Annotated in this window: 12 protein-coding genes and 1 pseudogene; all 13 read right to left on the bottom strand. The window is 33.1% G+C overall.

The window, feature by feature from the left end:
- Nucleotides 1-345 precede the first annotated feature (345 nt).
- Complete coding sequence (locus BHV73_RS13490) at nt 346-717, bottom strand: hypothetical protein (protein ID WP_286738564.1); 372 nt, start codon at nt 715-717, stop codon at nt 346-348.
- A complete protein-coding gene (locus tag BHV73_RS14715; protein ID WP_353681455.1) occupies nt 714-1781 on the bottom strand; it encodes an acyltransferase family protein in 1068 nt (355 codons plus the stop codon). Before BHV73_RS14715 ends, BHV73_RS13490 begins: the two co-directional genes overlap by 4 nt.
- An 85-nt stretch (nt 1782-1866) precedes the next feature.
- Nucleotides 1867-2694 carry a glycosyltransferase family 2 protein gene (locus BHV73_RS13485; protein ID WP_148359906.1) on the bottom strand — a complete coding sequence of 276 codons (828 nt, stop codon included), beginning with the start codon at nt 2692-2694 and terminating at the stop codon, nt 1867-1869.
- Nucleotides 2691-3797, bottom strand: a complete 1107-nt coding sequence (locus BHV73_RS13480) for a glycosyltransferase family 4 protein (RefSeq protein ID WP_148359905.1) — start codon at nt 3795-3797, stop codon at nt 2691-2693. The genes BHV73_RS13485 and BHV73_RS13480 overlap by 4 nt, the downstream gene beginning before the upstream one ends.
- Nucleotides 3794-5014, bottom strand: coding sequence for a glycosyltransferase family 4 protein (locus BHV73_RS13475; RefSeq protein ID WP_286738562.1), 1221 nt, complete (start codon nt 5012-5014; stop codon nt 3794-3796). Before BHV73_RS13475 ends, BHV73_RS13480 begins: the two co-directional genes overlap by 4 nt.
- Nucleotides 4981-5676 (bottom strand): hypothetical protein, encoded by a 696-nt coding sequence (locus BHV73_RS13470; RefSeq protein WP_148359903.1) that lies wholly within the window; start codon nt 5674-5676, stop codon nt 4981-4983. The genes BHV73_RS13475 and BHV73_RS13470 overlap by 34 nt, the downstream gene beginning before the upstream one ends.
- A 529-nt stretch (nt 5677-6205) precedes the next feature.
- Nucleotides 6206-7090, bottom strand: coding sequence for a glycosyltransferase family 8 protein (locus tag BHV73_RS13465; RefSeq protein WP_187366624.1), 885 nt, complete (start codon nt 7088-7090; stop codon nt 6206-6208).
- 16 nt (nt 7091-7106) lie between these two features.
- Nucleotides 7107-8078, bottom strand: coding sequence for a hypothetical protein (locus BHV73_RS13460; protein ID WP_148359901.1), 972 nt, complete (start codon nt 8076-8078; stop codon nt 7107-7109).
- A 92-nt stretch (nt 8079-8170) separates the two neighbouring features.
- On the bottom strand, nt 8171-9190 hold the full coding sequence (locus tag BHV73_RS13455; protein WP_286738559.1) for an O-fucosyltransferase family protein: 1020 nt from the start codon (nt 9188-9190) through the stop codon (nt 8171-8173).
- Complete coding sequence (locus tag BHV73_RS13450; RefSeq protein ID WP_148359899.1) at nt 9178-10722, bottom strand: MATE family efflux transporter; 1545 nt, start codon at nt 10720-10722, stop codon at nt 9178-9180. Before BHV73_RS13450 ends, BHV73_RS13455 begins: the two co-directional genes overlap by 13 nt.
- A 245-nt stretch (nt 10723-10967) precedes the next feature.
- Entirely contained in the window at nt 10968-11753 is a 786-nt protein-coding gene (locus BHV73_RS14710; protein WP_353681453.1) for an acyltransferase family protein, read from the bottom strand.
- A gap of 36 nt (nt 11754-11789) precedes the next feature.
- Nucleotides 11790-12021 (bottom strand): annotated as a pseudogene (locus BHV73_RS14755) (transposase); the annotation flags it as partial.
- On the bottom strand, nt 11993-12163 hold the full coding sequence (locus BHV73_RS13440; protein WP_148359897.1) for an NAD-dependent epimerase/dehydratase family protein: 171 nt from the start codon (nt 12161-12163) through the stop codon (nt 11993-11995). The gene BHV73_RS13440 and the pseudogene BHV73_RS14755, both read right to left, overlap by 29 nt.
- Nucleotides 12164-12171: the final 8 nt, after the last annotated feature.

Here is a 12171-nt window from a genome sequence, read left to right as displayed (position 1 = left end):
ATTGGGTAAATATGAAAACATTCCCATTTTTGCCATAACATTCTTAATGAAAAAGACCACATTTGTATCATTGTAACTGTCACCAGTTGTCCCTATAGTCCCCAATAGCAAAGGGTAAGAATGAAAAGTTTTTGTTGCAATTTGTTTTTCAGAGATAATTTGATAAAAAACAGCTTCTATATCTTTGTTCTGAGATTCATTACAATTATTTTTGGCATCAAAGAAATATTTTCTATAATCTTCAATATTTGCTTTGAAGAATACGGTATAACATTTCTTTAAATCATTTCTGAATAAGAAACGAGAAGAATTGTCTTTATATTGGGTAAATAGAGAGTTATTTTTTTAAATTACTCTCCCGGTTATCTTATAAAAAGTTTTTTCATTTTTTAATAAGACACTTTTATTTATACCTTCTTCTATGCATACAGCTTCTCCGTATGACTTTCCTAATTGTATGGTTTTCTTTATGTCGGTATTGATTGGTATATACTCAAATCTTTTATTGTGCTTTTGGGCCAGCATGTGATATATATCTGCATTGAATTCGAAAGATGAATTTTCTACAAAAATAATTGTGACAAAAGAGCTTTCCGTGATGTAATACTTTAGTGCTGTCTTATATTGTGAAAGCCTCTTTTGAACATTTGTTAAAACGACATTCGTATTGCTATAGTGAGCAGGGTTTATAGTTGCTGTCAATAGAAGATTATTCATCGTTGTTTTTTGAAATTATTAATTCGAGTATAGAGTATATTTAATGCCAAAGGAGTAAGAACTCCAATGATAGTGTAAAATATCCACCAATAGGGAGAAATGTCTTTTATTGTAGGAAAAGATGTTAAAAGATTAATATCTAAATGTTTTATATTAATAATGATTTGAGATACTATCTTGAATGATATAAAATGTAAAGCAAAGATAGCCAAACTATGTTTTCCGCATAGGCAGAGAATTTTTTTAGTAATAACTAGTTGTTTACATTGCTTTAGAAAATTACAGAAATCCAATAGAAGAGTAATTCCGCAGAAAGAACAAACTATTAATACTATAGGGTTGAATATTATACTATATGCTAAGTCTATTTTGGCAAAAAAAGGACATACTAACAATATTAAGATTCTGATAATAAGATATAAATTATTATCTATTTTAAGAATAGACGGGATCATTTTCAAGTAAAAACCGAATGTAAAGAATAGCAGAAGAATAAATTCTCTTTGCAATTCTAAAGGAAGATGAGTGCCATTCATACAAAAATATGAGCCTATGAAAAATAGGATAAGATTGATAATCATTAATATTCTGGCATCATATTTTCTTCTTAACATAAATGTGTATTCAAATAAGAAGATGACATTGATAATAAACAGACTCCTTAAGAACCAAAACGGAAGGAGAGGAATTGAGTTTTTAAAGATTAATATATGGATGCCTAGTTTCTGAAAATCCTCTAACGAAATTGACTTGCTAATTATGTGTGATTTGTAAAATATATTTGTAAATAGTAAGAAAACAAATGAATATATTACAAAAGGCTTGTAAAGAGAATCGATTTTTCTTTTTATAAAGGAAAATACTTGTATGTTTTTTTTGCTATTGAAAAAATAACCTGAAAAGGTATAAAACACAGGCATATGGAATAAATAAATAAAATTTCTAAGATATTCTGGACATCCACTATGACCAATGACAACCAGTATAATGGCTATTCCTCTTGCAAGGTCAAATACTTCATTTCTCTTATTTTTCTGAATAATAATAGTATTATCTTTTGGCATTATGATTCTTATGAGACTGTATATTTAACTATGTAGATAGTATTAGGTATTTTCTTTGCCATCATGCGACACCATATATGTGTATTTATTTGAATTTTATCCAAATCGAGGGGAAAAGACATCTTGCATGGATGGTGCAATAATGAAATAAAGCGATTCCCAGTCCATAGTGCCTTCTCTCCAGATAGAATATCTCTTTTGGAGGCATTCCGTTGGGGCGGTGCATCAATTTCCAACGTTTGCCAAGTGGTATTTCTGGGTCACACCAAGCATCAATGCGTTCGTGCAGGTCGCATTCTCCTAATGGATGACCAGCCTGCCACATTGCTATTCCTGCTTTTCGGGCACGTAGTCCGTAGTCAAAATCACCACGTGCATGGGTGAAGTAAGGATCGAGTGTTCCTAATTGCCTATACACTACTTGGGGTACAAGGACAATGTTGCCATTCATCATCACAACTGCTACAGGGCTATCATCAGAGGATTGGGCTACCTTACCCGTCTCGTCTCTACCTCCATAAGTCAGTATGCCGTTTCCTTGAGTATCTGTAGTAGAACCCATGATAATGGCTTTGTCTCTTTTCTGTGTAGAGACATATAGCAGGGTACTGATGCAGTCTTTATGGATAAAGGTGTCATCGTTCAGCCAAAGGTAATAATCATAACTATTACCTGCCATTTTCCAAGCTTCAATCATTCCACGATTCCAAAACAGTCCATTTGTAGTTTTTATATGAACTTCCGGAAAATTCTTCTTCACAGTTTCCACAGTACCGTCTGTAGAACCTCCATCCACAATATAGATATCTGTTTGTATATCTGTAGGAAGTTGTTGTGCCTTTATGTTATGCAGGCACTGGATGGTTTTGTCTTTACGGTTGAATACAGTAAGAAGTACAGCTATGGTTTTCATCTTTTTGTATATAGTTCGAATATTTTTCTTGCATTCTTTTCCATGTTGAAATAAGCATCTACGAACTCTTTTCCATTTTGGATTAAAGTAGATTGTTGTTTGGGATTTTCATAAAGTTCGATAATAGATTTAGCTAGTACTTCTGTGCTTTCAGGAATTAGTAGAGCACATTCTTTTTCTTTATTGAAGTCTCTCAGACCGGGCACATTATAAAGAATTGCAGGAATGTTGCATGCCATAGCTTCAATAGTAGTGAGAGAAATTCCCTCAAATTTGCTTGGCATAACATATATATCCGAGGCTATCAAAAAATTGCGTACATCTTTTTGATTTCCATAGAAGCGAACATTTTGGTTTAAATTTAAACTTTTAGCCAATACTTTTTCTTCTTCCAGTGTGTTTCCTTCTCCTAAATGTAAATAAATGGCTTTCGGATATTTTTTTAGAATGGTAGGCATGGCCTTTATAACGTCATGATGGCGTTTGATATGACTGCATCCTCCTACAGAAATTATCACTAAGGCATCTTGTGGAATATTTAGTTCTAGACGGGTTTGTTTTTTTTCTTCTTTTGTAGCCGGATAGAAACGCGTGCTTCCATACCAATTATAGATAAGGGTGGTTTGGGTATGGTAGTAATTACGTTCGTTAGCATCTACGGAATCGCTGATAGTTTGGAATGTACAATGAAAAAGGTGGTAGGCTGTCCAACGTTGCATAAAGTGCAGTGGATAACTGTACCAGTGAGAACGAAATACACTATGAGTGGTGTATACAGCTTTACATCTTGTTCTCCATGCGCAATAAGACATAATCCATCGCAAATCAGATCGGTGAATATGTACTACGTCATATCCTCCTTCCTTTATGAGTTGAATCAGTTCCTTTCTCATTTTCCATTGTCTTAAAAGAGCGTGTGGTATGTATTGGTGTATAATAGTATATCCTGCGGTTTTAAATGCGGGGGTGTATTCTCCTAATTGTAGAGAAGTGTTTGCTACTGTAAGTTTACAACCTAATTTCTGAAACAAAGGAGCGGCGCTCACATACATAATTTCCGCACCGGAAAATTTTAGTTCATTGAAAAGATGGAGTATTTTCATAAATATGTTTTATATAAATCAATATGCTTTTGGCATACAATACTTTCGCTATATTCAGAGATAATAATTTTATATCCTTTTTCTGCTTTTTCTTTGGCTTTTTTGGGATTCAAGAACAAATCCTCTATTGTTTGGAAAATACATTCTGGTTTCGAAACATCGCATAAAAACCCTGCTTCCCCATGATGCAAGACATAAGGTACGGCTCCAGAATTTATACCGCCTATTGTAGGAACCTTTCTTACAATACTTTCTAAAAGTGTATTACCGAATGTTTCTTCCAAGGATGGTGTGATAAAAATAGAACAATTATCCAAGTAGCTAATTATGTCATTATGGGGTAATCTACCTATCAATTCTACATTATCTAGTAGTTCTTTTTCTTTCCATCTTTTTATTAAGGAGTCTTCTGCTATAAAAGGAGAACCTATTAATTGTAATGTTCCTATTTGGTGTTTATGCCTAAATAGTTTGAAAGCTTTAAGAAGGGATATGATGTTCTTCCTTTTGTCATTACTACTTGATATGCAGACTAATGTAAATTCTTTAGGATAGATATGTTCTCCCTGTTTAATGAATGAGTCTTTTATTGAATTAGGGATTATAGGTATGTCTTTTTTATAAATATTCTTGGCTATATGAGCTGTATAAGGCGAATTGGCTATAAAATGCATGTGTTTGTGTTTTATTACAACATCATTCATTATCTGTTTAAATATGCGTGATATTTTATTTTTCCAAGATTCGATTTTCCATATGTAAGCAGCATAATCTCGTATGGTACAAAATACAGGTAATTTTTTCTCATAGAATGAAGCTGCATAAGCATATTCGTAAGTCCAATGGGCGTGCAATGTATCTAAGTCATCTAATTTGTCACACATTAAATTCTTCAATCTTTCAGCCGTGATAAATCCCCCCCACAAATATTTTATTGGGTATTTGTTATATGTTTCTATTGCATAGATTTCTACTTGTGGCGTCTTTATGTTAAACGTTTTTTTTGCATTGGTGAAAATACGTAGGAAATGTCCATGTTTTAAAAATGATAGTATAAGAGTGTTTACTGCTGGAGCGCCATTAGGACTACAATACTTGTTCACCAACTCCTTATCTGCAGGTTCTGTTAAATAAGGCAATAATGTTACAGTGTCAATATTTACAACAATTCCTATTCTCATACTTATAATGTTTTGATAAATATATTCCTCGCCCATAATTTAAACGCTTTGTTTGACATCTGTCTGTATTCGTATGAAAGTCCCATAGCTATCATCATCCATAATGAAATTGTTAAAATATCAAAATTATTAATATCTTCTATCCAACCATACGCCCAATGAAAGCTTATTAAAAGTCCTATGAATTGTATATATTTATTTCTTGAATTAAAAACAGCCCGATAGGAACTTACAAAATAAATACTGCTATAAAGGATAATACCTATTATTCCTAACCAGGTAAAGATATTAAGATGACATACTTCATTTTTAAATCTTTCATATTTTCCAGTTCTTAATATTTCGGAATTAAAAGTTCCAAAACTTTTGCTATCATTCCCTCTGGCTGGAGTTCTTCCATATAATACATATTTATTATGAACGGCTGACAATATTGTTTCTTTGTAAATAAACGTTCTAGTATCACTACTTAAATCTTCCCCTGTTTTCGTGTTTATATATTCTCCTTGATGTGAAGATAAATCCTCAAAAATGTTGAATTTCCCTATTATTCCTAATGTAAGCAATATTATAGGTATAATCCATAGACTCCAAAATGTAATATAGATAATCTTTTTTCCAATAATCCTATGAAATATAAAAGCCAAGGCTATTAATATTGAAATCAAAGATTTTAGGGATTGGCTTCTGGCTCCCAAATTTATAAATAGTAAAAATAGGGCGAATCCTAATAATAGTATTTTCCATTTTTTCGAGACGAAAGGGAAGAAACATATCAACAGATAGATTGGTCCTAACAAAAATTGGTACCTGCCAGAACTAACCATCCATATTCCTATAATACAAAACAAAGGAATGGAGAATTTTATCCAATAGTGCAAAGATTTACTTAGAATAGCAGGAAACGAAAAAATTATAGCAAATATAGGGACTGAGAGATCAAACGAAGAACTAATCAAGTTTTTATACTCCCAATAATTATCTGCTACAATTATTCCTCTTATAATGCCTATTATGCTCCAAAGCCCAAATGCATAGATAGAATAATAATCAGCTTTGTTCGATGGCTTGAAGTATTTTTTGCATACGAGGATGGCTGATGTAACTAAGACAAAATTTATAATCCATGAAATAGTTTGATTATGCAAGCCAATAGAACCCAAATAGGGTAATATTGGGAAAATAGTTAGTAAATAGCAGAAAAATAGAGGACGCCCTAGCATTTGATTATTTGAAAGGTTGTAATACAGATCCTTTGATTAGAGATAAAAATTTCCTGAAACTCTTATGTGGAGTATAATCGTAGAAATAAGTTTTCTTTAAATAATGATACCATATTGTTTTAAAGGGATGTCTTGTTTCATATTTCCAAGGTTTATGTCCACCTAAGTAATGGATAATTATAGGAGATCTTTTTGCTTCATCTATTTCTTGATCTGTCCAAAGTTTTTTACAATATGTAATGTTCTTGTTCCATAAATGAATTATGGAATTATATTTAGGCTCTAAATTTAAGATTAAAGGACAAACACAATTCAGTATGTCTTGGTCTTCATTATAAATTCTATCTTTATAGGTTTCTAGATATACTTTTACACGTTCCTGCAAATCTATTTTTCTTAATTCTTTTAAGTTCATCAACAGAACTCCAGAATTAAAATAAGGGTGATTGTAAGAATATCCTATTGAAGGAATAGAGTTCGGAGTGAAGAGGGGCTTGAGGTCTGAAACTGCAGCAAGTTGATAATCCTTTATGTCTATATTGTATAAATCAGAAATCGAATAGTTTATAATCAAATCCCCGTCCAAATAAAGAAGTTTGTTAATATTAGGAAATAATTTTGGAGCTAAGATTCTTAAGTATGCAGAGAGACCGTGGCGTAAATTAGGAAATCCTTGTAAATCATCTTTATTTACTTTTACAAAGCAGACGTTTTGATTATAGTTACAAATCGTGTTTTTTAAAATTGTACGATTTCTTTCAGACAGATTATCTTTAATATAAATAATGTATATAGTGATTTCTGTGTGAGTATTTTCAAGTACTGATGTAATGGCAACACAAGTAGGCATCACATAATTATCATCAGGAGCAAATGCTATGTTTATCATATTGTTCATATTAAAATTACCAATAACAACCATTTTCTACATTTGAAGAATTTTTAGGTTTTTCGTTAACACTAGGACGAGTCCAATATTCGTTAAAAAGTTTGGAATAGTCATTGATTCCACCTTTATATCCTTTTCCTTCCCATCTTTTTCCTTTTATTCCGAAGTATAATTGTAAAGCTCCTCCGATATGTATTGCTTTTTTCCCTTGTCTTTTTATATGAGCAGCTAGCGGAAATCCGTATGCACCACATCCTATCAGACATATATCGTAATCTATTTTGTCTAATTCATGTTCCATATATTGTAGAGCTTCAAACCATGTGGGGTATTTGTTATTTTCTCCCCCCAAACTTTGAACAGCCTCTATTACGGTTAGATTAAAATCAGGAAGTAAACCGTTTGGAAATATTTTGTCTTTTATCTTATATTGTTTTCTTATTGTTTCTGCAAAAGGATGTATAACTATAACATTCTTTCCTTCTAATGCTTTAGTCCAAGGTTTTTTTGCAAAGAAAGGATTTATATTATCTCTATCTACTTTTTTCATATTTGAAGGTAAGAATGAAGATAATTGATATTCATTTCTTACCCAACTACCTAGAATATCAATTTCTTTTGAGTCATTTATCATCAGTTCTCCAAATCGTTGCATATTTTGTGGAGTAGCAGGAAAGAAACCACTCCACTGCTGCATCTGATTCATAATATTATGATTCCACCACCATTCCGGTTGTTCCCCTTTGATAAATTTACAAATAGAATGGTGTGGAGTATTTACTCCTAAATAGTTGACTATAGCAGATAATTCTGTTGAGCCGAATCGTGCTATCATACATGGTTTGTCAGAAGATAATAAGTCGTAAATAATCTCTGAAATTTTATCAATATTTTCTTCCCTTTGTAGCGGTGGTAATACATATCCTCCAAAAGTCTTTGCATATAGTTTTCGGAGAACCTTTAAGATGAAGATAGATATAGGATTCATAATAGTTACTTTTTGAATTTTTGTTAATATTTAGTGTTATGGAGATAATAAAGCAAATTTTCGTTTATATATGGCTCATTGATGATGTTTATTTATATGAATTTTGATTTTTCATTTAAATCAATTGTTCCGTCATTCTCAACGAGTATCCAATCCTTACTAGTAGGATATCCATGCCAGAAATTCTTGGGACATACTTTTATTCCATTATTCAGTAAGGCTGGTTTATAAGAGAACGAACTTTTGCTGGTTATCAATAGGTCAGCATAGGCAAAATGTAGGAATGATTCTTGTGCGTTCATATCCAAGCACCAATGTAAATTAGGATATTGTGCAAACTCAGGATAATCTTCCGGCTTTCCTTGTGAGAAGAAATAAATGTGGATAGGCTTGTTGGTTTGCAGGTTTTCTGTTACTTGTTTCAACACTTTTTCAAAATAATCATTGCTTAGGTATCTCATAACTAAGTTAGGATTAGATGGATCGAGCATAATGTCTCCTCTTCTTACGTGGATGGCTATGTTAAAGTGGTCTTTGTTATAAATTAATTTTTCATTCTTTCGTGCTGGAGCAGAGTGGAATTTTTGTTTTAACTCTTCCATTACTCCATATTGTGCTTTGTAGAATTGGTCTTGCTCTGCTATGAAAACGACTTTCTCATTTGCATACGACTGAATGATTGCCTTGTTTAAAGCGAATTCTATCGTATTTCCGTCAGTGAACAAAGGGAGTTTCCTTATCTTTATTCCTTGCCGCTTCAACTCTTCAACTTTGACTTCTCCGTTTCCGAATCCTAAAAAAATATCCCACTGCGAAGTTGAAAATGGTATATGGGCAAATGTAAGACCGAGTTGCTTGGCATACCAATATCCGGCTATCCAATTTGCCAGCTGATGCCCGATACCGGCTCCCGGATTCGGGCGAGCGGCGTAATAGGATTTCTTTGATTGGTGGTTGGGTTTGGAGGATTTATGCAAAAGATAATGCCAATAAGAACGATAGAGAAAGGGATATAGCCAAGTAGCACGTGTCTTTCTCACGCTGATTCCCCATAAATAGTTTGTAATGTCTTTTGCACTCTTAATCTTTCTTATTTTCTTTATTTTATCCAAAAACATACCTTTCTTTTATTTTTTTGAAATATTGAGGTTATGATTTTTTTTTCTGTTTGTCCTAATATAATCTTCCAGCTAAAGATTACCATACTAACTGTGGTTAGCAAGCACGTCCCCATTAATCGGTAGAAAGATTCAGAGAATATCAATTGTGGTATAAACCCAAAGAAGAGCATAACGGTAGAAAGCATTAGGCAAGGCAATAAGATCACTTTCGCATATTGCCTAAGACTTAGATCGCATAGTTTTCTTGTATAATATAATGAAACACATCCACCGATGATTCCTCCGCAAATAATCCATATAATGTACATAACATAGGGTGGGAAACTATAATAGAAGAATATGGCTGTGAGTATGATAGGCTGGAACCCGAGTATACTTTTATACAAGGATATTCCTTTTATGTTACCTTGTGCAGCTATGGCTGCGCCAATAGTTACGGTAAGTTGCTCTATGATGCTTCTTAGCAATTGTAATTGGCAGAAAACAATACTCCATTCAGGAACATCCTTTAGCCATAATTTAAGAAGATAAGGCGTTTCTAATATAAATGGTATGGCAAAAAACGACAAGATGATATATGCATATTTGCAACCTAATAAAGAGGCTTGTAGCATTAGCGCATTGTTTCCACTGCCTCTGCTTTTGGTTATGACAGGTCCCAATGCTGTGAGCATGGCATTTGAAAAGGTCATTAACTGTCCTGAAATTTGATTGGCTATTCCTTGCGCCGTATTTAATAGGGTGCCCCAAAAGTGATTCAAAACCACACTCAACCCATATTGAGAGACGATGCTACTGAGCGAACCTAAAAAGTTCCATCCAGCGAAAGTTGTCATTTCTTTCATTAGCTGTCTGTTCCAATACATACGTGGAGAGATGATGCATTCAGTATAGTGTTTGTGACAATAGATTCGCATAATGGTAAGAATGATGAGCGGTATGCAGGTCATTAATATGCCATAAACAATTAATTTATCAAAACTAGTATATGTGCATACAAAAGCTACAGTTAACTTTAACAGCGATTCCAGGATGCCTACAATGGCAAAATATTTCATATTCTCATGAGCATTCATCACAGCATTGTAAGGAACACTCATCACTGTGAACATAGTGCTGACAATCAGACTTCCATATACAACTTTGGCAGAAAAGATTCTCTCCCCAGGAATATTGAGAATGCCGTTGAAAAAGAAATATCCGCTAATCAGTAAAGCTAGGCCAACAATGAATGCAAGGCAAAAATGGAGAATAAAGCTGATATTGAAAATGCGTTTCTGTTTCTCTTTATTGCCTTCTCCTTCACAGTAGGACATGAAACGTTGGGTGGCACTTGCCATAGCGGCATTGAGGAAACCGAGCATGGCAATAGCTCCTCCTACAATATTGAAAATACCAAAATCGCTGGCTCCGAGAGAATTTAATATCAACCGGGTAGTATAGAGCGAGATGAACATGGTGATGCCCATTTTCGCATACAGGTAACCGGTATTTTTTATGACACGGTTGGCAGTCGAACTCATGAATTGTTTTTGGAGGTTGCTATAGATGTTTTACTTGTCAGAAGCTAATGTCTTTTTCCCAAATAAGAAAAAACTTAAAAAAGAATTGGTGTAGATAATTTTAGTAACTATACAGCAGATGTATGAAATGGGTATAGCAACGATTAAAGTGAGTAAAAATAAAACGAACGGATTCATGTTATGAATATGAATAAATAGGGTTTCATTTCCAAAGTTGCATAATCTAAATTGAAGTATATATATTGCTAACGATTGGGTTCCAAATAATTGTAATATTTTTTTACTTTTATGTTAAAATTGAATTTTTGGCAAAGGTTCAGTAGGGTAATAAAAGCAAAAGTTGATACTACAATTTTATAAATATCATCTATGTGATTCCCTGCAAAGTTCCAGTGAGTAGATAATGTAAAAAATGACAAGAGAGAAATGGCATAAACCGATTGTTTGTTTAATAAATGCTCTATGATAGGAAATTTTGCAGTGAAACATCCTAAATAGAAAGCGTAAGTGAATAGAATCAAGTTTGTCTCTGTAATGTTCAGATATACAGATGCTAACGTTAGCAATGTGGTGGGGAGTGTCGCAAAAAAATATCGTAAAAAATTTGTAGGCTTTAATTTATTGCATATCAGATTGAAGATGCCATAATATACTAAAATGATAAATAGCATTTTGAGAAACCATAAGCCAGGGTATTGTAATATTCTTAATGCTTCTTCGTAAGATAATATTTCCCATTGTTTTTTTAATAAATAAGGATTGATAAATAGCGACCAGGTTATTAGTGGAAGAATAATACTGAGAAACTTCTTTTTTAAATATGTGAAATATTCATATATAGTTTCTATGCTTGTAACTCTTTGGGTAATATATCCGCTAATTGCAAAAAAGAGAGGCATGTGAAAACTGTAAATAAATTCAAATACAGGATTGCTAGTTGGGAAACCATTGAATTGTATCAAGTGTCCCATTACTACGAGGATGATTGCAATACCTCGCATATAATCAATGTAGTTGATTCTTTTAGACATATATTACGTGAGTTTGGGATAAGAGTTAGAATGACTGAGTTTGCTCTTCATTTTTGCCTTAATGCCATGAGCGAGCCTGATGCCATCATCAAACAGGTTGTTGAACAGTTTTGGGGGATGTACCCCTGTCTGCAAAGCCTTCTCCATACAAATCTTTTATCAGGATTATCCAGTCCTTTGGGCTGCGGCCATCCACATTAGCTCTTGTAAGGCAAAATATTATTGTCTCTCCTCTGTCATTACAGAGCAGGTGAAGTTTGAAACCATGATATCACCATGTTATCGATGTCTATGATTGTTGTGTATTGTATTTTATGAAGTAATCTATTACATAAGTTACTCCCTATGAATCCTGTGGCACCTGTTACAAGAACTCTTTTTTCAGCTAAATCTATATTGTATTGTATCATATCATACT

It is taken from the genome of Bacteroides sp. 44_46 (assembly GCF_001915465.1).
GTDB classification, from domain to species: Bacteria; Bacteroidota; Bacteroidia; order Bacteroidales; family Bacteroidaceae; genus Bacteroides; species Bacteroides clarus.
The sequence above is the reverse complement of the archived record's forward strand: the minus strand, read 5'-3'. Positions and strand labels throughout refer to the sequence as shown.

Coding starts and splice junctions, on each gene's coding strand:
- BHV73_RS13475 (WP_286738562.1), bottom strand. CDS start 5,014: ATGGGCGAGGAATATATTTATCAAAACATTATAAGTATGAGAATAGGA.
- BHV73_RS14710 (WP_353681453.1), bottom strand. CDS start 11,753: ATGTCTAAAAGAATCAACTACATTGATTATATGCGAGGTATTGCAATC.
- BHV73_RS13485 (WP_148359906.1), bottom strand. CDS start 2,694: ATGAAAACCATAGCTGTACTTCTTACTGTATTCAACCGTAAAGACAAA.
- BHV73_RS13465 (WP_187366624.1), bottom strand. CDS start 7,090: ATGATAAACATAGCATTTGCTCCTGATGATAATTATGTGATGCCTACT.
- BHV73_RS13490 (WP_286738564.1), bottom strand. CDS start 717: ATGAATAATCTTCTATTGACAGCAACTATAAACCCTGCTCACTATAGC.
- BHV73_RS13440 (WP_148359897.1), bottom strand. CDS start 12,163: ATGATACAATACAATATAGATTTAGCTGAAAAAAGAGTTCTTGTAACA.
- BHV73_RS13450 (WP_148359899.1), bottom strand. CDS start 10,722: ATGAGTTCGACTGCCAACCGTGTCATAAAAAATACCGGTTACCTGTAT.
- BHV73_RS13460 (WP_148359901.1), bottom strand. CDS start 8,078: ATGAATCCTATATCTATCTTCATCTTAAAGGTTCTCCGAAAACTATAT.
- BHV73_RS14715 (WP_353681455.1), bottom strand. CDS start 1,781: ATGCCAAAAGATAATACTATTATTATTCAGAAAAATAAGAGAAATGAA.
- BHV73_RS13480 (WP_148359905.1), bottom strand. CDS start 3,797: ATGAAAATACTCCATCTTTTCAATGAACTAAAATTTTCCGGTGCGGAA.